This window comes from Streptomyces sp. G-G2, assembly GCF_030063135.1.
Classification (GTDB): Bacteria; Actinomycetota; Actinomycetes; order Streptomycetales; family Streptomycetaceae; genus Streptomyces.
In genome coordinates, this window is the sequence record NZ_JASISO010000022.1 from 53,303 (window position 1) to 72,135 (window position 18,833).

At 70.1% G+C, this 18,833-nt stretch carries 19 protein-coding genes; 16 read left to right on the plus strand and 3 right to left on the minus strand.

Annotation, left to right across the window (positions count from 1 at the left end; translation table 11 throughout):
* Positions 1 to 204: 204 nt before the first annotated feature.
* The 6 genes from QMF80_RS18920 to QMF80_RS18945 all read left to right on the plus strand — a co-directional run bounded on the left by QMF80_RS18920 (position 205) and on the right by QMF80_RS18945 (position 6,425).
* Positions 205 to 1,809 (plus strand): ABC transporter ATP-binding protein, encoded by a 1,605-nt coding sequence (locus QMF80_RS18920; RefSeq protein WP_283454942.1) that lies wholly within the window; start codon positions 205 to 207, stop codon positions 1,807 to 1,809.
* Positions 1,806 to 2,921, plus strand: coding sequence for an ABC transporter permease (locus tag QMF80_RS18925; RefSeq protein ID WP_283454811.1), 1,116 nt, complete (start codon positions 1,806 to 1,808; stop codon positions 2,919 to 2,921). The genes QMF80_RS18920 and QMF80_RS18925 overlap by 4 nt, the downstream gene beginning before the upstream one ends.
* The gene (locus QMF80_RS18930; RefSeq protein ID WP_283454813.1) at positions 2,918 to 4,183 is read left to right on the plus strand and encodes an ABC transporter permease; all 1,266 of its coding nucleotides are present in this window, start codon (positions 2,918 to 2,920) and stop codon (positions 4,181 to 4,183) included. Before QMF80_RS18925 ends, QMF80_RS18930 begins: the two co-directional genes overlap by 4 nt.
* Positions 4,180 to 4,578: a cytidine deaminase gene (locus QMF80_RS18935; RefSeq protein ID WP_283454814.1), complete on the plus strand. Its 399-nt coding sequence runs from the start codon at positions 4,180 to 4,182 to the stop codon at positions 4,576 to 4,578. Before QMF80_RS18930 ends, QMF80_RS18935 begins: the two co-directional genes overlap by 4 nt.
* A 109-nt stretch (positions 4,579 to 4,687) precedes the next feature.
* Positions 4,688 to 5,965: a thymidine phosphorylase gene (locus QMF80_RS18940; protein WP_283454816.1), complete on the plus strand. Its 1,278-nt coding sequence runs from the start codon at positions 4,688 to 4,690 to the stop codon at positions 5,963 to 5,965.
* Between the two features lie 106 nt (positions 5,966 to 6,071).
* Entirely contained in the window at positions 6,072 to 6,425 is a 354-nt protein-coding gene (locus QMF80_RS18945) for an STAS domain-containing protein (protein ID WP_283454817.1), read from the plus strand.
* Here the strand turns inward: QMF80_RS18945 and QMF80_RS18950 are convergent.
* Together QMF80_RS18950 and QMF80_RS18955 are read right to left on the minus strand one after the other, a co-directional pair.
* Positions 6,339 to 7,316 carry a sigma-70 family RNA polymerase sigma factor gene (locus QMF80_RS18950; RefSeq protein ID WP_283454818.1) on the minus strand — a complete coding sequence of 326 codons (978 nt, stop codon included), beginning with the start codon at positions 7,314 to 7,316 and terminating at the stop codon, positions 6,339 to 6,341. The two genes, QMF80_RS18945 and QMF80_RS18950, sit on opposite strands and share 87 nt — an antisense overlap.
* A 104-nt stretch (positions 7,317 to 7,420) precedes the next feature.
* Positions 7,421 to 8,482 (minus strand): ScbA/BarX family gamma-butyrolactone biosynthesis protein, encoded by a 1,062-nt coding sequence (locus tag QMF80_RS18955; RefSeq protein WP_283454819.1) that lies wholly within the window; start codon positions 8,480 to 8,482, stop codon positions 7,421 to 7,423.
* Between the two features lie 460 nt (positions 8,483 to 8,942).
* Between QMF80_RS18955 and QMF80_RS18960 the strand changes: the two genes are divergently transcribed.
* Positions 8,943 to 9,584: a ScbR family autoregulator-binding transcription factor gene (locus tag QMF80_RS18960; protein WP_283454820.1), complete on the plus strand. Its 642-nt coding sequence runs from the start codon at positions 8,943 to 8,945 to the stop codon at positions 9,582 to 9,584.
* A gap of 78 nt (positions 9,585 to 9,662) precedes the next feature.
* Here QMF80_RS18960 and QMF80_RS18965 read toward each other — a convergent pair whose 3' ends face one another.
* On the minus strand, positions 9,663 to 10,367 hold the full coding sequence (locus QMF80_RS18965) for a TetR family transcriptional regulator (protein WP_283454822.1): 705 nt from the start codon (positions 10,365 to 10,367) through the stop codon (positions 9,663 to 9,665).
* A gap of 158 nt (positions 10,368 to 10,525) precedes the next feature.
* Here QMF80_RS18965 and QMF80_RS18970 point away from each other — a divergent pair, with 158 nt between their 5' ends.
* The 9 genes from QMF80_RS18970 (at position 10,526) to QMF80_RS19010 (ending at position 18,832) form a co-directional block, all read left to right on the plus strand.
* Entirely contained in the window at positions 10,526 to 11,407 is an 882-nt protein-coding gene (locus tag QMF80_RS18970; RefSeq protein ID WP_283454824.1) for a helix-turn-helix domain-containing protein, read from the plus strand.
* A gap of 18 nt (positions 11,408 to 11,425) precedes the next feature.
* The gene (locus QMF80_RS18975) at positions 11,426 to 12,283 is read left to right on the plus strand and encodes an MBL fold metallo-hydrolase (RefSeq protein WP_283454826.1); all 858 of its coding nucleotides are present in this window, start codon (positions 11,426 to 11,428) and stop codon (positions 12,281 to 12,283) included.
* A 179-nt stretch (positions 12,284 to 12,462) separates the two neighbouring features.
* Positions 12,463 to 13,110 (plus strand): AAA family ATPase, encoded by a 648-nt coding sequence (locus tag QMF80_RS18980; protein ID WP_283454827.1) that lies wholly within the window; start codon positions 12,463 to 12,465, stop codon positions 13,108 to 13,110.
* A 40-nt stretch (positions 13,111 to 13,150) separates the two neighbouring features.
* Positions 13,151 to 13,945, plus strand: a complete 795-nt coding sequence (locus tag QMF80_RS18985) for an AAA family ATPase (protein WP_283454829.1) — start codon at positions 13,151 to 13,153, stop codon at positions 13,943 to 13,945.
* Between the two features lie 36 nt (positions 13,946 to 13,981).
* The gene (locus QMF80_RS18990) at positions 13,982 to 15,463 is read left to right on the plus strand and encodes an MFS transporter (RefSeq protein ID WP_283454831.1); all 1,482 of its coding nucleotides are present in this window, start codon (positions 13,982 to 13,984) and stop codon (positions 15,461 to 15,463) included.
* A gap of 225 nt (positions 15,464 to 15,688) precedes the next feature.
* Complete coding sequence (locus QMF80_RS18995) at positions 15,689 to 16,441, plus strand: HAD family hydrolase (RefSeq protein ID WP_283454833.1); 753 nt, start codon at positions 15,689 to 15,691, stop codon at positions 16,439 to 16,441.
* Complete coding sequence (locus tag QMF80_RS19000; RefSeq protein WP_283454834.1) at positions 16,438 to 17,787, plus strand: class I adenylate-forming enzyme family protein; 1,350 nt, start codon at positions 16,438 to 16,440, stop codon at positions 17,785 to 17,787. The genes QMF80_RS18995 and QMF80_RS19000 overlap by 4 nt, the downstream gene beginning before the upstream one ends.
* Positions 17,784 to 18,554: an SDR family NAD(P)-dependent oxidoreductase gene (locus QMF80_RS19005; protein WP_283454836.1), complete on the plus strand. Its 771-nt coding sequence runs from the start codon at positions 17,784 to 17,786 to the stop codon at positions 18,552 to 18,554. The genes QMF80_RS19000 and QMF80_RS19005 overlap by 4 nt, the downstream gene beginning before the upstream one ends.
* Positions 18,548 to 18,832, plus strand: a complete 285-nt coding sequence (locus tag QMF80_RS19010) for an acyl carrier protein (protein WP_283454838.1) — start codon at positions 18,548 to 18,550, stop codon at positions 18,830 to 18,832. The genes QMF80_RS19005 and QMF80_RS19010 overlap by 7 nt, the downstream gene beginning before the upstream one ends.
* Position 18,833: the final 1 nt, after the last annotated feature.

Sequence of the window (18,833 nt, forward strand, 5' to 3'; positions counted from 1 at the left end):
CTCCCGGGCCCCGAGCCGTCTGTTTCGGTTCTTGATCGCTATTTTTGGCCAGTTGGCCGCAAGTTTTCACTTCCGACAGTGCTACGCGCGTAGAGGCCTCGTGGACGCGATACCGTCCTTCTCCCTCCCGCCCGCCCGGCCGACCGTCCGTCCCCCTGCCGTCTTTCGGCTTTCCAGCTCCTTCCGCGCCAAGGAGAGTGCGCCATCAACGCGTCCAGCCCCCCTCTCGCCGTAGAACTGAACGGCATTACCAAGCGCTTCCCCGGCGTCGTCGCCAACAAGGACATCGCGATCACCGTCCGCAAGGGCACGGTCCACGCCCTCGTCGGTGAGAACGGTGCCGGCAAGTCGACCCTGATGAAGATCCTCTACGGCATGCAGAAGCCGGACGAGGGGACCATCGCCATCGACGGGGAGCAGGTCACCTTCTCCAGCCCCGGCGACGCCATCGCCCGCGGCATCGGCATGGTGCACCAGCACTTCATGCTCGCCGACAACCTCACCGTCCTGGAGAACGTCGTTCTCGGCGGCGAGAAGCTCTACGGCATCGGCGCCAAGGCCCGTAAGAAGATCAAGGAGATCTCCGACGCGTACGGCCTGGGCGTGCGCCCGGACGCGCTCGTCGAGGACCTCGGCGTCGCGGACCGCCAGCGCGTGGAGATCCTCAAGGTCCTCTACCGGGGCGCCCGGATCCTCATCCTCGACGAGCCGACCGCCGTGCTCGTCCCGCAGGAAGTGGACGCGCTCTTCGACAACCTGCGCGAGCTCAAGGCCGAGGGCCTGACCGTCATCTTCATCTCGCACAAGCTGGGCGAGGTCCTGAAGGTCGCCGACGACATCACCGTCATCCGGCGCGGCACGACGGTCGGCACCGCCGACCCGCGCAACACCACGACCAAGCAGCTCGCCGAGCTGATGGTCGGCTCCGAACTCCCCTCGCCCGAGACCCGCGAGTCCACGGTGACCACCACCGCGATGCTCCAGGTCGCGGACCTGCGGCTGGCCGCCACCGACCCGGACGGGGTCGTGCGCGAGGTGCTCGCGGGCATCGACTTCACCATCCACAAGGGTGAGGTGCTCGGCATCGCCGGGGTCGAGGGCAACGGCCAGACGGAACTCATCGAAGCCCTGATGGGCATGAGCATCCCCGACGGCGGCACCATCACGCTGGACGGCGCCGACATCTCCACCGTCACGACGCGCAAGCGCCGCGAGGGCGGCATCGGCTACATCCCCGAGGACCGGCACCGGCACGGCCTGCTGCTGGAGTCCTCGCTGTGGGAGAACCGCATCCTGGGCCACGTCACCGAGGCGCCCAACTCCAAGCGCGGGGTCCTGGACCTCAAGGCCGCCCGCAAGGACACCGAGCGGATCGTGCGCGAGTACGACGTCCGCACGCCCGGCATCGAGGTCACCGCGGCCTCGCTCTCCGGCGGCAACCAGCAGAAGCTGATCGTCGGCCGCGAGATGAGCCACCACCCGAAGTTCCTCATCGCCGCCCACCCCACCCGTGGTGTGGACGTCGGCGCGCAGGCCCAGATCTGGGACGCGATCCGCGAGGCCCGCCGCGACGGCCTGGCCGTGCTGCTGATCTCGGCGGACCTGGACGAGCTGATCGGCCTGTCCGACTCCCTGCGCGTGATCTACCGCGGCCGCCTGGTCGCGGACGCCGACCCCGCGACCGTCACCCCGGAGGAACTGGGCACCGCCATGACGGGCGCCGCCACCGGGCACCTGGAAGCACCCGACAACCACTCCGCCGCCGGTACCGACGCTGGTACCGCATCCCCGGAGGACGAGGCCCGATGAAGAAATTCGACAAGGACCGGCTGATCCTCGGCTTCGCCGGGCCCGCGCTCGCGCTGGTCGCCGCCTTCGTGCTGACCGTGATCGTGCTGGCGGCGACGGGCGTGGACCCGATCGACCCGCTGCGCATCATGGTGGAGAACGCCGGTTACCAGGACATCCAGGTCCTCATCGTCAACCAGGCGGGCACGTACTACCTGGCGGCGCTCGCGGTGGCCATCGGCTTCCGGATGAACCTCTTCAACATCGGCGTCGACGGCCAGTACCGCCTCGCCGCGATGATCTCCGCCGTGGTGGGCACCGCCGTCTCGCTGCCCGGCCCGCTGCACATCCTGCTGATCGTGCTCGTCGCCATGCTGACCGGTGCCTTCTGGGCCGGTATCGCGGGTGTCCTCAAGGCCAAGCGCGGAGTGAGCGAGGTCGTCTCCACGATCATGCTCAACGCCATCGCGACCAGCCTGATCGCCTGGCTGATCCTGCCGAAGAACCTCGGCATCCAGCCCGTCGGCTCCAACGACCTGACGACCGGCGACATCGCCGAGTCCGGCTGGTTCCCGGCGCTGACCGTCGGTGACGGCCTGGAGATCTACGGCTTCACCTTCGTGGCCTTCGCCCTCGGCGTCGTCTACTGGTTCGTCCTCAACCGCACCCGCTTCGGCTTCGACCTGCGCGCCACCGGCGCCAGCGAGTCCGCCGCCCAGGCTTCCGGCGTCGACGCCAAGAAGATGATCATCACCTCGATGCTCATCTCGGGCGCGGTCGCGGGCCTGTCCGGCATGCCGCAGCTGCTGGGCGAGACCCACACGTACAACCTGTCCTTCCCGGTCGGTGTCGGGTTCACCGGCATCACCATCGCGCTGCTGGGCCGCAACAGCCCGGTCGGCATCCTCTTCGCCGCCTTCCTGATGTCCTTCATCGACAAGGCTTCGGCCGGTCTGGACACGGCCGGGTACGCGAAGGAGATCGGCACGATCATGAAGGGCCTGATCGTGATCGCCGTCGTCGTCTCGTACGAGCTCGTCCGCCGCTACGGCATCCGCCGCCAGCAGCAGAAGGTCGGCGAGGAACTCGCAGCGGGCGGCGCCCTCAAGACCGACAAGGAGGTCGCGGCGTGAGCACCAGCACCGTTTCCGCGACGAGCGCGGCCCCCAAGAAGCAGGCCGGCCGCAAGAAGCTCACCCTGCCCTGGATCATGCTGATCATCGCGGGCGGCCTGGCGGTCGTCTCGCTGGTCCGCGTGATCAGCGGGGCGAACGACCTGACCTCCGTGGGCCAGGTCTCCGGCGCCCTCTCCCTCGCCGTTCCGATCGGCCTCGCCGGCCTCGGCGGTCTGTGGGCCGAACGCGCGGGCGTCGTCAACATCGGCCTCGAAGGCATGATGATCCTGGGCACCTGGTTCGGCGCCTGGGCGGGCTACCAGTGGGGCCCCTGGACCGGCGTGCTCGTCGGCATCGCGGGCGGCGCCATCGGCGGCCTGCTGCACGCGGTCATCACGGTCACCTTCAACGTGAACCACATCGTCTCCGGTGTGGCCATCAACATCCTGGCCCTCGGCTTCACCCAGTACCTGTCGAACTTCACGTTCTCGGACGCGCCCGGCGGCTCCTCCAAGCAGTCGCCGCGCGTCGAGCCGATCTACCAGATCACCGTGCCGGGGCTGTCCGACTGGATGGCCACCCTGCAGGGCAAGCACTGGTTCTTCGTCTCGGACCTCGCCGGAGTCATCGGCGGTCTGGTGACCAACCTGTCGCTGCTGACCGTCCTGGCCCTGCTGCTGGTCCCCGGCACCTGGTGGGTGCTGTGGCGCACCACCTTCGGACTGCGGCTGCGCTCCTGCGGCGAGAACCCGGTCGCCGCCGAGTCCCTCGGCGTCAACGTCTACAAGTACAAGTACATCGCCGTGATCGTCTCGGGCGGCCTCGCGGGCCTCGGCGGCGTGTTCCTGTCCATCGTCGCCAGCCCGATCTACCAGGAGGGCCAGACCGGCGGCCGCGGTTACATCGGTCTCGCCGCGATGATCTTCGGCAACTGGATGCCGGGCGGCATGGCGCTGGGCGCGGGCCTCTTCGGCTTCACCGACAGCCTCAAGCTGCGCGGCGGCGCCGAGAACGTCCACGCGATGCTGCTGCTGATCGCGATCCTCCTCGTCCTGGCCGTCGCCTGGCAGCTGTACAAGAAGAAGTACGTCCCGGCGGTCGTGTCGGCGGTCTGCGCCGCGGGCCTCTTCCTCTGGTACGTCCTGACCGACGCGGTGCCGAGCCAGTTCGTGGACGCGGCCCCGTACCTGACCACCCTGCTGGTGCTCGCCCTCTCGGCGCAGCGCCTGCGGATGCCGAAGGCGGACGGCCTGCCGTACCGCAAGGGGCAGGGCAAGTGACGACCGCGCTCAGTCCCGACTGGGAGGCCCTGCGGGTGGCCGCCCGGGACGCCATGTCCCGGGCCTACGCCCCCTACTCCGGCTTCCCGGTCGGCGTCGCCGCCCTGGTCGACGACGGCCGCACGATCACCGGGTGCAACGTCGAGAACGCCAGCTACGGGCTCAGCCTGTGCGCCGAGTGCGGGCTACTCTCGGCCCTCCAGGCCACCGGGGGCGGCCGCCTCACGCACTTCACGTGCGTCGACGGCAAGGGCGAGATCCTCGTCCCGTGCGGCCGCTGCCGACAGCTCCTGTACGAGTTCGGCGGCCCCGAACTCCAGGTGGAGACGCCCGAGGGCGTCCTGCCGCTGGCGGCCATGCTGCCGCAGGCCTTCGGGCCCGACCACCTGAGATAGCCGTGCGGACGGCCCTTCGCCCCTGGGGGCGGAGGGCCGTCGTACGTCCCCCCCTTTGACCACTTCGTTCAACCCCTCATCTCTCTATGCGCGTAGAAGGAAGTCATCCATGGACGTCATCTCCGTCATCCGGACCAAGCGTGACCGCGGCGAGCTGAGCCCGGAGCAGATCGACTGGGTCATCGACGCGTACACGCGCGGTGTCGTCGCCGACGAGCAGATGTCGGCGCTGGCGATGGCCATCCTGCTCAACGGCATGAACCGGGCCGAGATCGCCCGCTGGACCGCCGCGATGATCGCGAGCGGCGAGCGCATGAACTTCGACTCGCTCTCCCGCCCGACCGCCGACAAGCACTCCACCGGCGGCGTCGGCGACAAGATCACCCTGCCGCTGGCCCCGCTCGTCGCCGCCTGCGGCGCGGCCGTACCGCAGCTGTCGGGCCGCGGGCTCGGCCACACCGGCGGCACCCTCGACAAGCTGGAGTCCATCCCCGGCTGGCGCGCGCTGCTCTCCAACGAGGAGATGCTGCACGTCCTGGACACCACCGGCGCGGTGATCTGCGCGGCGGGCGACGGGCTGGCTCCGGCGGACAAGAAGCTGTACGCGCTGCGCGACGTGACCGGCACGGTCGAGGCCATCCCGCTGATCGCCTCCTCGATCATGTCGAAGAAGATCGCCGAGGGTACGGGCTCCCTGGTGCTGGACGTGAAGGTCGGCTCCGGCGCCTTCATGAAGAACATCGAGGACGCGCGCGAGCTGGCCCGGACCATGGTGGGTCTGGGCACCGACTCGGGCGTCAAGACGGTCGCGCTGCTGACCGACATGTCCACCCCCCTCGGCCTGACCGCGGGCAACGCGCTGGAGATCCGCGAGTCGGTGGAGGTGCTCGCCGGCGGCGGCCCGGCCGACGTGGTCGAGCTGACCCTGGCGCTGGCCCGCGAGATGCTGGAAGCGGCCGGGATCCGGGACGCGGACCCGGCCAGGGCGCTGGCCGACGGCTCGGCCATGGACGTGTGGCGCCGGATGATCGCGGCCCAGGGCGGCGACCCGGACGCGGCCCTGCCGGTGGCCCGGGAGCAGCACGTGATCACCGCCCCGGCCTCGGGCATGCTGACCCGCCTGGACGCCTACGCCGTGGGCGTGGGCGCGTGGCGCCTGGGCGCGGGCCGCGCCCGCAAGGAGGACCCGGTGCAGGCGGGCGCGGGCATCGAGCTGCACGCGAAGCCGGGCGACGCGGTGACGGCGGGGCAGCCGCTGATGACCCTGCACACCGACACCCCGGAGAAGTTCGAGTACGCCGTCGCGGCGCTGGAGGGCTCCTTCGACATCGCCCCGGCCGGTACGGGCTTCACCGCGACCCCGATCGTGCTGGACCGCATCGCCTAAACGGGGACCGTACCGCCCGTACCGCCCTTACGGTCCTGGGGGCCCGCTCAGCCGTCGACCCCCGTACCCCGCGATGAGTTTCGCGGGGTGCGGGGGTCAACCGTTCGTGGATACGAAATGGTTCGTGCTGCCCGGGCCCGGGATGACGCCCGCGGAGACGCGGGAGGCCGCAGCCAGGCTCCGTGGCGGGCTGGGGGTGGTGTGTGACGTCAGCGCCGTCACCGAGCCCGGCCTGGCGGCCGTGGAGGCCCTCGCGCGGCTCGCGCTGGAGGCCCGCCGGGGCGGGGCGGCGCTGAGCGTCACCGGGGCCGGAGCGGGCCTGCTGGGCCTGCTCCGGCTGACCGGCATGACCGTCATGGGCGGCTCCGACGGGCTAGCCGAGGTGTTCGGGGAGCCCGAAGAGCGGGAACCACCGCCCGGTGTCGAGGAAGGCGTTGAGGCCGACGATCCGGCCCTCTGAGACCTCCAGGACCTGGAGCGCCCACGGCGTGTGACCCGGGCCGTCCTGCGCCGGGCGGTACTGGCCGAAGGCGGGCATGCCGTTGGCGGTGGTCGCCACCAGCCGCGAGCCGCGGCAGCCGATGCCCTGGTTCAGGTGCCAGGCGGCGATGTCCTCGTGCCCCTGGAGCCACAGGTCGTACGGCGGCATCGACAGCACCGCGTCCTCGTGCAGCAGGGCGGTGAGCCGCGAGATGTCGTACGCCTCGAAGGCGGACAGGTACTGCTCCAGCAGCTTGGCCTGGTCGGCGTCGAGCGGGTCCGCCGGGTCGCTCGGGCGCGTCCGGGTCGTGGCCATGGTGGCCCGGGCCCGCTGGAGGGCGCTGTTCACCGAGGCCACGGTGGTGTCCAGCAGGGTGGCGACCTCGTCCGCCTTCCAGGCCAGGACCTCGCGCAGGATCAGTACGGCCCGCTGCTTGGCGGGCAGGTGCTGGAGGGCGGCCACGAACGCCAGCCGGACCGATTCCTTCGCCAGCGCCAGCTCGGCCGGGTCGGCCGTCTGCGGCAGCACCCGCGCGTCCGGCACCGGCTCCAGCCAGGTCACCTCGGGGCGTTCGCGCAGGACCGCGGAGGCCTGGTGCTGCGGGGCCGTGAGGTCCATCGGGCGGGCCCGCTTGCTGCCCGCGGCCAGCAGGTCCAGGCAGACGTTGGTGGCGATGCGGTACAGCCAGGAGCGCAGCGAGGAGCGCCCCTCGAACCGGTCGTAGGCGCGCCAGGCACGGATGTACGTGTCCTGCACGGCGTCCTCGGCGTCGAAGGCCGAGCCGAGCATCCGGTAGCAGTACCCGGTCAGCTCCCTGCGGTATTCGTCCATCGCGGAGTCCAGCTCCGGCTTGGTCGCGAGGTCACTCATGTCGGTCGAACCCCCTGGTAGATCCCGATACTTCGGAACCTACCCGAGGGGTCCGACAACGGCAGCCCGGCGACGGTTGCGGCCGCCGGGAGGGGGCAGACGCGCTAGGCGGAGATCGCCGGAGCGGCGGCCGGGCGCAGCGCCGCGTGGGTCGCCGCGTGGGTCACCGCGTGGGTCACCGGCGGGCCGGTGACGGGCCGGCGGGCGGGCAGCGGAGTCGTGCTGACACGCGCGGTGAACAGCTCCTGGCCCTCCTGGTGGATGGAGACCCGCACCCGCCCGGTGCCCGGTTCCGGCTCCGCTTCGACCCAGCACGGTGCGTCGAGTTCGGCGAAGCGCGTGAATTTGGTGTCCATCGCGGCGGCCATGGCCCGAGCGGGCCCGGCGACGACGTGGGCGGCCTGCCGGGCGGCCTCCAGCATGAGCGCTCCGGGCACGTGGTCGACGGGGTGGTCGAAGAGCACCGGGTGCTCGGTGTCCACGCGCAGCTGCCAGCGGCGCGGCGAGGTGGTGGCGGCCAGGACCACGTTCTCCCGCAGCTCGTGGCCCACCAGCTTCGGGGAGATGGGCAGCGGCACCGGAACGGTGGCGGCGGTGTCCACATCGGCGTAACCGGCCCGCAGTCTGCGGTAGATGGCGGGGGCGTGGCTGCTGAAGCGGGTCTGGGCGCTGCCGAGCCAGACGCCGTCGCGGCGGGCCTCGACGTGCAGGGAGAGCGCGCCGAGCTTGCCGCGGCGCTGTACGACGTCGTGGCAGTTGACGTACAGGGTGACCTCGGCGGGCCGCAGGCGGGCCTCCAGCGCGGCGGCGCCGGGGGCTATCGCGTAGCGGAAGTGCTCCCAGATCAGGTGGTGCCCGAAGGGAACGGTGTAGGCGGCGTGCGAGAGCAGCGGGAAGATCTGGCGGACGGTCTCGGCGAACAGGAGCGGGTCGTGCAGGCCGTTCTGGGAGCGGTAGAAGCAGTGGGCGCGGGGCCACTGGGCGGTGATGGTGAAGGAGTCCTGGTCGTCGCGGTGCCAGCCGGTCAGGAGCACCTCCGACAGGGCGGACTTGTGCACGTACTCGCGGGGGACGGTGGTGGTGACGGTGGCGGGCGGTTCGGCCGGCCCGCCGAAGGGGAGCTGCGGGATGGCGCCGGACTCGTAACGGGCGTACTCGAACTCCATGTGTATCCCCCTGAGATGGCCGTGCAGGAACAGGTGTTGAGCAGGCGTGGATCGGGTGTGGGGCTGGGGTGGCGCGGTGGCGGTGCCTGGGCGGTGCCGGGTGGCGCGGTGGCGCTGGGCGGTGCGGGCGGCGCGGGTGGCGCGGGTGGCACGGAAGTGGTGCAGGTGCGGGGCGCAGTGCCGGGCAGGTGCGGGGTGGTTCCTGAACGGACCGGCCGGGGATCCCCCGGTGGACGATGTTCCGGGGTGGCCAGCTCGAATTAAACTAGAGAGTGCTCGTTTTGTTTGTCGAGCGGGAACGGGTGGAAAGTCGAGAGTGGCTTGAACTGGCTGCCGGAGGATGCGTTCATCGGAGGGGAGGCCCTACCCGGCCGGCCGGGCCCGCTGGCATAACATAGAGGGCGTTCGTTTTTTTCGAGGGGTGCTCACATCATCCGACCCAGGCGCAAGTGGAGAGACCGTGTCGCAGGCCAGGCAAGCCCGAGCCATCCGGACCCGAGAGAAGATCCTCAGGGCTGCCGCTGAAGTGTTCGACGAACACGGTTTCTCCGGCGCGAGCATGAACAAGATCGTGCGCACCGCCGACACCACCATGGGCGCGATGTACTTCCACTTCGCTTCCAAGGAGGAGATCGCGAAGGCGGTCATGGCCGAGCAGGCGACCGACCTGTCCTTCACGGACGGTGAGGACGGCCTGCAGCGGCTCGTCTACATCAACCTCGAGCTCGCCCACCAGATGCGCACCAATGTGCTGTTCCGGGCCGGTGTGCGGCTCGCCGTGGAGCAGGGCGAGTTCGGTATGCGGGACGCGGCCCCGTACCGCATCTGGATCGACCTCTTCCGGGGGCAGCTCGAAGCGGCCCGCGCGCGCGGCGAGCTACTGCCCGGGGTGGACGCGGAGGACTTCGCCGAGATCCTCGTCGGCGCCTACACCGGTACCCAGCTGATGTCGAACATCACCACCGGCCGGGAGAACCTGATAGGGCGGATCTCCGCCCTCTGGGGTTACCTGCTCCCGTCCATCGCGGCCCCCGGGGTGATCGCCCGGCTCGACCTGACGGGCAAGGCGCGGACCGGTGGACGGGGCGCGGCCCGGCTCTGAGCGGAGCCGGGATCCGTTAGTCCGTGGCCGCTCCGGGCGGCCCGGACCGGTGGGGAAACCTGTCGAGCGGGGGCGTTTTCAGGCCACCGAGGGGTTCTTGCCGGGTGTCGAGGGGTCCGCTGCCCGGTCACCAGACCCGGAGGTTGCGGACGTACGGGAGATTCCGGACCACAGGACCTCCCATACTTCGGCCAGTCGGCCACGCACGCTCCAGCCACTGCCCGAGGCGGACTCGTACTGTCGCTGTACGGACACCTCCAGGTTGGAGACGAGGCAGGCGACGAGCACCCCGACGAGCTCCGGGTCCGCGCCCGCGCCCGCCCGCCGCTCCAGCTCGCCGCCGCGGTAGGCCCGCGTCAGCAGCGAGCGCACGGCAGGGGTCCACGCGTCGTACCAGTCGGCGGTCACCGGCAGCTCGCGCGAGAGCCGCGCCGCGGCCCGGACGACCGGCTGCTTCTCCAGCAGCCGGGCCAGGGCCTGGGTCACCTCGGAGAGCGCCTCCAGGGCGGAACCGCCGGGACCGGTGGACGCCGCGGCCTCCTCGACGGCGTCGGCGGTCAGGTCGTGGCCGCGCTCGCACACCGCCTCCGCGAGGTCGTTCTTCGCGGGGAAGTGGAAGGTGAGGGCGCCGATGGTGGCCATCGCCGACCTGCTGATCCGGGTGAGCGAGGTGCCCGCGTACCCCCTGCGGGCGAATTCCTCCCCTGCCGCCTCGATGAGCAGGTTGCGGGTCCGGCCCGCCCGCTCCTGCTTCGTACCTGCACGTTCGTGGTGTGTCGTCATGGCTGGCCCCTTGCTGGACGGTGGTCGGCGTCGTTCCGGCCCCCCGGCCGTGCGCTGCACTTGTAGCATCCCAGAAAAACAAAGCGAGTACTCTCTATGGTGTAGAAAAAAGAGCGAGCGTTCTCTACGCTTACCGGGGAGTGAGGAGGAGATGCACGATGACTCGTAACGCACCGCGGCTCGTGGACCCGAAACTCGCCGAACTGGGAAACTTCCTCGCCGAGCGCCGGGCCGACGTCACCCCCCAGCAGGTCGGACTCCCCGGAGGAGCGGCCCGCCGGGTACCGGGACTGCGCCGCGAGGAGGTCGCGATGCTCGCGGGCATCGGGGCCTCCTGGTACGCCTGGATCGAACAGGGCCGCGCCCGGAACGTCTCGCCGGAGATCCTCGCGGCCATCGCCCGGGTCCTGCGCCTCGACGAGGCCCAGCGCCTCTACGCCATGCGCCTCGCCGGATACGCGGCCGTCGGCCGCCCCCAGCGCTGCGCCGACGACGACCTGCCGCTGCTGCTCCAGGTCGTCGACGGCTTCCTGCCCAGCCCCGCCTACGTCCTCGACCACTGCTGGGACGTCACCGCGGCCAACTCCACCGCCACCCGGCTGCTCGGGCTCGGCGGCGAGGGCGCCAACTACCTGCGCACGCTCTTCCTCGACCCCGCCGCCCGCGACCGCTTCCCGCAGTGGGATCAGGAGGCAGCCGCGGCCGTCGCCGCCTTCCGCGCACAGGGCGGCGAACTGCTCGCCGACGCGAGACTCGGCGCGCTGGTGCGCGAACTCACCGAACAGAGCACGGTGTTCGCGGCCCTCTGGGCCCGCCACCGGGTCGCCGACCGGGCCGAGGGGGCCCATCGGCTGCGCCACCCCGATCTGGGGGAGCTGGAGTTCACCAAGGTCTCCCTGTGCGTCAACGGTCGCGCCGGGCTCCAGCTGATCCTGCTCAGCCCGCAGTACGGCACCGCCGAGTTAACCGAGCAATGGGCCGCCTCCGGGCGGACCGACGCCCTGACCCGCCCCCTGGGCGGGCGCGGCGTCATCGTCTGAGAAGAGGACCGATCCGCCATGACGACCGCCACCCGGTGGAACACTCCGGCCACCACCCCGCGCACCCTGCGCTTCGGTGAGCACACCGTCACCTGGCTGCCCGACGGGTACGTCCAACTGGACCCCCGGCGCTGGCTCCCCGGCACCACGGCCGAGGACTGGACCGGCGAGAACGCCGAACTCCTGGACTCCGAAGGCTTCCTGGCCGCTTCCATCGGCGCCCTGCTCATCCAGCACGGCGACCGCGCGATGCTCGTCGACGCGGGCTTCGGCCCCCATGACATCCCCGCCGCGCACACCCACCCCACCCTCGGCGTGCTCGTCGGCGGACAGCTCCCCGCGGCCCTCGCAGCCGTCGGCGTGGACCCCGCGGCCATCGAGCTGATCGCCTTCAGCCACCTGCACGACGACCACTTCGGCTGGGCCTTCCGCCCCGGCCAGGGGCTCGCGTCCCCCTTCGTCAACGCGTCCTTCGCCGCCTCCGCCGCCGAATGGGCCAACTGGGCCCAGCCCACCGATGGTTCACCCCGGATGCGGACCGTCGGGGACGGCGAGGAGATCTTCCCCGGCGTGACCGTCCGGGCCGCCCCCGGCCACACCGCCGGGCACACCTCCTTCGTCCTCAGCTCGGGCGAGCGGCGGCTGATCGCCTTCGGGGACGTCTTCCACACCCCGGCCCAGTTCGCCCGTCCCGACTGGAAGGTGGCGATGGACTCCCTGCCCGAGCAGGGCGTAGCGTCGCGCCGCGCGCTGCTGGCCGAGCTGGCCCGTCCGGGCACCGCCGCCTTCGCCAATCATTTCTCCGACGTGGTATTCGGACGGCTCGGTGATCATTCCGGTACGCCCTGCTGGGAACCTTTGGAAGAATTTTCCTGAAAAACGCCACGGTACTTGCAGATCTTCCGTCCCGGCTTCACTATTCATGAAGCCGGGGCTTTCTGTGCGTGCCAGTCGGCTCTTCGCCCTGCCCGGCCTATTGCTGCTGGCAACAGGTGCCGTGCTCATACCAGCAAGAGAGGCTGTGCATCAGCCCGGGCTGCTGAAATGATTTCTGCATGAGCCAGAGAATCGCCATTGTCGGCGCCTACGGATCTGGAAAGACCCTCCTCTCCGAGGCCCTCTCCGAAGTGACCGGACTTCCCTACACCCAGGGCACCGCCATGCGCGAGCCCATCGGTGGGGAGGGAAAGCACATCTGGAACTGGACCGAGGGTGAGCTGCTCCAGCTCACCGTGAAGCGCTATGCGGAGCGCACCCTCAACGAGGCGGCCCACCCGGCCGGCTTCATCAGTGACGGATCGATGATCCACGAGTGGGTGTTCGCCAAGCTCCGCCTGGTCCTGGGCCCGAACCCGGGCACCGAGCAGTCGGTCGACAGCCGCTTCCGCAGCGAGGTCACCGCGGCCTACGAAGACGTCGCGGACAACATCGGCAAGCTCGCTGTCCGGCACGCGAAGAGTGCGTACGACGTGTTCTTCCACCTGCCGATCGAATTCCCGCTGGACGAGGACAACCGTCCCATCAACGAGATCTTCCGCACGCTTTCGGACGAGGTCCTGCTGCCCGCCCTCGCGGACACCGGGATTCCGGTCCACACGGTCACCGGCACCCCCGCCGAGCGGCTGGAGCGGATTATCGAGATCACCGGCCTGCCCACCGTCGTCGACATCGACAAGGCGCTCGCAGCCGTTCAAGGAAAGTAGTTCAACCCACCCCAAGCGCCACCAGAGAAAGGCACCGAAAATGCAGCTCGAGGTTCCCAAGTGGGGCGACAAGCCCGATCTCAAACTGGCGATATCCGGCACCTACTCGTCCGGTAAGTCGACCACCACGGAAGCCCTCGCCATCGCGACCGGTATCCCGCGGACGCACGCCAAGACCTCCCGTGAGCTGCTCGTCGACCTCGTCCCCGGTAAGACGGTGATGGAGTTGAACGCCATGGAGCTGGTCAAGCTCGGCCTGCGCCGTTACGAGGAGCGCCTGGTCAACGAGTCGGGTACGGGCGCGTTCATCTCCGACGGTGGCGTCTTCCACGAGTGGGTGTACTTCGAGGCCCGCATGCGGGTCGGCATCAACCCCGGCATGCCGTGGTGGTTCCAGGGCGTCAAGAAGACGCTGGGCGTGGTGTCCAAGGGCTTCTACCAGAGGTACACGGACACCCTCGGCGACATACAGAAGGACCGCGCCAAGCGGTCCTACGACGCCTACGTCCACCTGCCCGTCGAGTTCGACATGGACCGCGACGGCCACCGCCCGGTCTCCGAGGAGTTCCGCCGTCTCTCCGACGACCTCCTGGTCGGCGCCCTGGACGAGATCAAGATCCCGTACCGCATCGTCGGCGGCCCGATCCCGCAGCGCATCGAGAAGATCGTCGAGATCTTCGAGCTGCCGGTGGTCGTCCCGATCAAGGAGGCCATCGAGGAGGCGGAGCGCCGCGTGGCGGCCGACATCTCGGACCTCCAGAGCAACCTCGCGTACATGGAGTCCATGCGGAAGAAGTCCTTCGGCCGCAGGCTCGCGTACGCCTTCCGCTACTGATCCACCCCCCTGACCGTCCGACCGGAAGGAAATGGCGTGCCCACCAGCGTGCAGGCCAAGCCGCGTCGTCTCGGAGCGATTCTCGGCCTGTTGGCCTTCGCCCAGATGATCATCGCGATCGACTACAACATCATGTTCGTGGCCCTGCCCGACATCGGCAGCGACCTCGGATTCTCCGCCCAGAACCTGCAGTGGGTCATTTCGGCCTACTCGGTCGCCTTCGGCGGCTTCCTGCTGCTCGGCGGACGCGCCACCGACCTCTTCGGCCGCAAGAACATGTTCCTCTTCGGCCTCTTCCTCTACGCGGCCTCCTCGATCCTCGGCGGCCTCGCCACCGAGTCCTGGCTGCTGGTCGCGGCCCGTGTGGTCCAGGGCCTGGGCGGTGCGTTCCTCGCGCCCGCCACGCTCTCCCTGGTCACGACCCTCTTCGCCGAGGGCACCGAGCGCAACCGGGCCCTCGCGGTCTGGGGCGGCGCGGGCGGCTTCGGCATGGTGCTCGGCGCCATCCTCGGCGGCATCCTGACCGACGCCTTCGGCTGGCAGGCCGTCATGTGGGTCAACGTGCTGTGCGCCGGAGCGGCCATGGCCTACGGCCTCACCGCCCTGCCCACCACGGCGAAGACCAACGCCCGCGGCTTCGACCTCCCCGGCGCCGTCAGCGGCACCGTGGCCTCGACCCTGCTGGTGTTCACGCTGGTCAACGGCCCCGAAGCGGGCTGGGGTTCGGTCACCACCATCGGCAGCCTGATCGCCTCGGTGGCCATGTTCGCCATCTTCCTCACCATCGAGTCGAAGACCAGCGCCCCGATGATGCCGCTGCGGCTGTTCACCAACCGCAACGTCTCCGTCGGCACCTCGATCACCTTCCTCTTCATGGCGACCTTCGGTGCCTACGCCTACTTCCTCACCCAGTACTGGCAGGTCGTCCAGGGCTACAGCGCCTGGGCCACCGGCTTCGCCTTCCTCCTCCCCTCCGGCTGCGTCCTCATCGGAACCGTGGCCGCCGGGAAGCTCATGAACTCCTACGGCGCCCGCAAGACCCTGCTCATCGCGCTCACCGTGGGCCTCGTGGGCACCGTGGCCCTCGCCCTGACCCTGACCCAGGACAGCTCGTACGCGGTCATCGCCGCACCGCTGGTCGTCCTCTCCCTCGGCCAGGGCGTCATCTTCACCGCCATGTTCGCCGCCTCCACCACCGGCATCGCGAACGAGGACCAGGGCATCGGCTCGGGCATCGCCACCACCGGTCAGCAGATCGGCGGCGCCGTCGGCCTCGCGGTCCTCATCGCCATCGCGGCCTCCGCCGCGGGCGGGGACGGCGCCACCGACCCGGCCAGGCTCACCGACGGGATCCTCGCCGCGACCTGGGCCACCGCCGCGGGCATCGCGCTGACCTTCCTGGCCACCCTCGCCCTCAAGAAGCCCACGGCCACCCAGGTGGCCGAGGCGGCGCCCGCGGAAGCGGTCACCGTGGGCGACCCGATCACGGTGGCGGCCCCCGTCACCGAACGCGTCTGACGCACCCACCCCCGCTGCGTCCGGCGCCGCCGCGTGCGGCTCCCTCCTCCTCACTTCCCCCGTGGGGGAGGGGGCCGCCCGCGAAGCGGCACACCACAGCCGCACGAACCGGCACACCGCACGAACCGGCACACGCACGAGCCGGCGCACCGCACGACCCAGGACACCGCACCACGCGCATCGCACCACATACCGCACCATCCCGGCCGGAAGTGGAGAGACGCAGTGAACGGCTACCGCACCGCATTCTTCGACGTGGACGGCACTCTCACCACCGCCCCGAGCATGTTCCGCTTCCTGCGCCACTACCTCGCCGCGCTGGGCAACCCGCCCCACGAGTACGACAGCCGCCGCCGTGAACTCAAGGCGATGAACCAGGTCGGCTGCCCCCGTACGGTCACCAACCGCGCCTACTTCGCCAACCTCGAAGGCGCCTACGCCACCGAGGTCTCCTTCCACGCCGAGGACTGGTTCCGCGACGAACTGCGCTCCGGCGCCTTCTTCCACGACCAGGGCGTCGCCGCCCTGCGCCGCCACCAGGACGACGGCACCCGGATCGTGTTCGTCTCCGGCTCCTTCCCCGCCGTCCTCGACCCCATAGCCGAGCACCTCGGCGCCGACGAGGTCTGGTGCACCGAACCCGACATCGCCTGGGGCCGTTACACGGGCCGGCTCACCCGGCCCCCGATGCTCGCCGACGCCAAGGCCGAGGTGGTCAGGGCCGTCGCCGCCCGCCACCGCACCACACCGGCCGAGTGCATCGCGTACGGAGACCACATGTCCGACCTGCCGATGCTCAGAGCCACCGGGGCAGCGGTGGTCGTCGGCGGCGACAAGGTGCTGCGCACCCACGCACGTATCCACGGGTGGTCCCTGCTGCCCGCCGCGCCGGTTCCCCCGGCGCTCGACCTGCCGCAGTGGCACAGCGACCGGGAGACGGCCGCTCACGACGAGGTGAAAGAGGTGGAAAGCGTATGACGTCATGGTTCTTCGACCGGATGCGGAACTTCGGTGAGGCCGATGCCATCGTCTTCAACGGTGTGAGTTACAGCTACGCCCAGCTGGCCAGACTGACCGGTGAGTGGGAGAGATTCCTCGACCGGGGCGGCGTCCACGCCGGCCAGGTCGTCGCCCTCGAAGGCGTCAGCAGCGTCGAGGCCTGCGCGGGCCTGCTCGCCCTGATCGAACGCGGCGCGATCATCGTCCCGATGACCCCGCTGCCGCCCGCCAAGCGCGCCGAGTTCCACGAGGTCGCCGAGGTGGAGACGGTCATCACGATCGACTCCCAGCAGTGGCGCCGCAGCATCGAGATCACCGGGCGCTCCTCCGAGCACGAGCTGTACGACCAGCTCCGCACGGACGGGGTCCCCGGACTGGTCCTCTTCAGCTCCGGTACCACCGGGCGCAGCAAGGCCAGCGTCCTCGACTTCTCGAAGGTCCTGGCCAAGTACGGGCCCCCGACCCGCCCCCGGCGCACCCTCGGGTTCCTCAACCTGGACCACATCGGCGGCATCAATACCCTGCTCCACACTCTGAGTCAGGGCGGTGCGCTCGTCACCATCGACGAGCGGACCCCGGACAAGGTCTGCGCGGCCATCGAGTCCAACGCCATCCAGATCCTGCCCACCACCCCGACCTTCCTCAACATGCTGCTGATCTCCCGGGCGTACGAGCGGCACGACCTGTCCTCGCTCCAGCTGGTCAGCTACGGCACCGAGCCCATGCCGGAGGGCACCCTGACCCGGCTGGGCAAGGCCCTGCCGCGGACCCGGCTCAAGCAGACCTACGGCCTGTCCGAGCTGGGCATCATGCCCACCAAGTCCCGCGACGACGGCAGCCTGTGGGTCAAGCTGGGCGGCGAGGGGTTCTCGTACCGCATCGAGGACGGGATCCTGTGGATCCGCTCCGACATGGCGATGCTCGGCTACCTCAACGCCCCGGCGCCCTTCGACGACGAGGGGTTCTTCAACACCCAGGACGCGGTGGAGACGGACGGGGACTACGTCCGGATCCTGGGCCGCAAGTCCGAACTCATCAACGTCGCGGGGGAGAAGGTCTACCCCAGCGAGGTCGAGAACGTCCTGCTGGAGCTGGACTACGTCGCCGACGCCGTCGTCTCCGGCCGCCCCAGCCACGTCACCGGCCACGTGGTCAAGGCCGTCGTCCGGCTCATCGCGCCGGTCGACGACGAGCGGGCCACCGCCCGGGCCATCCGTGAGTACTGCGCGCAGCGCCTGGAGGCCTTCAAGGTGCCGGTGGTGGTCGAGGTGACCACGGCGGAGACGCACTCCGACCGGTTCAAGAAGATCCGGAGCGCCGTGTGAGCACGTCCGAGCCGACGAGCGCGAAGCCGGCCGACGAGCCCGGCGACGGGCGGGTCGCGGTGGTCAGCGGCGGCAGCCGGGGACTGGGCCGGGTGCTCGCCGAGCGGCTGCTGGCCGCGGGCTGGCGGGTCGCGACCTTCAGCCGCAAGCCCAACGAGTTCACCGAGGAGACGGCCGGGGCCCACCCCGAGGCCTTCCTCTGGCAGTCGGTGGACCTCCACGAGGCCGGGGAGATCCGGCAGTTCACCAAGGCGGTCCGGGACCGCTTCGGCCGGGTCGACCTCCTGGTCAACAACGCGGGGGTGCTGCACCAGGAGCTGTTCCTGACCGTCGCTCCCCAGCGGATCGAGGACCTGCTGGCCGCGAACCTGACGGCGCCCGTACACCTCACCCAGGCGTGCGCGCGGCTGATGATGCGCGGCGGCGGATCCATCGTCAACATCTCGTCCATCAACGCCATCCGCGGCTACCGCGGGGTCGCCGTCTACGCGGCGGCCAAGGCGGGCCTGGAGGGGTTCGGCCGGGCACTCGCCCGGGAACTGGGGCCCGTGGGCATCAGGGTCAACACCGTCACCCCCGGGTTCTTCGACAGCGAGCTGACCTCGGACGTCACCGAGCGGAACCGGGACAAGATCCAGCACCGGACTCCGCTGGGCCGGCTCGGCAGCGCGGAGGAGATCGCCGATTCGGTCCTCTTCCTCGCCTCTTCACACGCACGTTTCATCACCGGTCAGTCATTGGTCATCGACGGAGGAATCACATGCTGAACGAGCAGAACATCCAGCAGATCATCGAGCGCGAGATCCAGTCCGTGGTCCTCAGCTCGGAGGAGGACGAGGTATCGCTGGACGACGAGCTGCTCAAGTCCGGGGTGAACTCGCTGATGCTCGCCCAGCTGCTGATCCAGCTGGAGACCGAGCTGGGCGTCGACCCGTTCGCCGCGGACCTGTCCATCACGGAGATACGGACCCTGCGCGAGCTGGTCGGTGCCTACGAGGCGGCTCTCGAGCGTGCGGCCTCGGCCGGTGCCCCGGCGGGTGCGTGAG

Bases quoted from the DNA above. Each gene is read 5' to 3' on its own strand.
- QMF80_RS18925 (WP_283454811.1), top strand. From the start codon at position 1,806: ATGAAGAAATTCGACAAGGACCGGCTGATCCTCGGCTTCGCCGGGCCC.
- QMF80_RS18940 (WP_283454816.1), top strand. From the start codon at position 4,688: ATGGACGTCATCTCCGTCATCCGGACCAAGCGTGACCGCGGCGAGCTG.
- QMF80_RS18950 (WP_283454818.1), bottom strand. From the start codon at position 7,316: ATGAGTGACCTCGCGACCAAGCCGGAGCTGGACTCCGCGATGGACGAA.
- QMF80_RS18955 (WP_283454819.1), bottom strand. From the start codon at position 8,482: ATGGAGTTCGAGTACGCCCGTTACGAGTCCGGCGCCATCCCGCAGCTC.
- QMF80_RS18965 (WP_283454822.1), bottom strand. From the start codon at position 10,367: ATGACGACACACCACGAACGTGCAGGTACGAAGCAGGAGCGGGCGGGC.
- QMF80_RS18970 (WP_283454824.1), top strand. From the start codon at position 10,526: ATGACTCGTAACGCACCGCGGCTCGTGGACCCGAAACTCGCCGAACTG.
- QMF80_RS18975 (WP_283454826.1), top strand. From the start codon at position 11,426: ATGACGACCGCCACCCGGTGGAACACTCCGGCCACCACCCCGCGCACC.
- QMF80_RS18980 (WP_283454827.1), top strand. From the start codon at position 12,463: ATGAGCCAGAGAATCGCCATTGTCGGCGCCTACGGATCTGGAAAGACC.
- QMF80_RS18985 (WP_283454829.1), top strand. From the start codon at position 13,151: ATGCAGCTCGAGGTTCCCAAGTGGGGCGACAAGCCCGATCTCAAACTG.
- QMF80_RS19000 (WP_283454834.1), top strand. From the start codon at position 16,438: ATGACGTCATGGTTCTTCGACCGGATGCGGAACTTCGGTGAGGCCGAT.
- QMF80_RS19010 (WP_283454838.1), top strand. From the start codon at position 18,548: ATGCTGAACGAGCAGAACATCCAGCAGATCATCGAGCGCGAGATCCAG.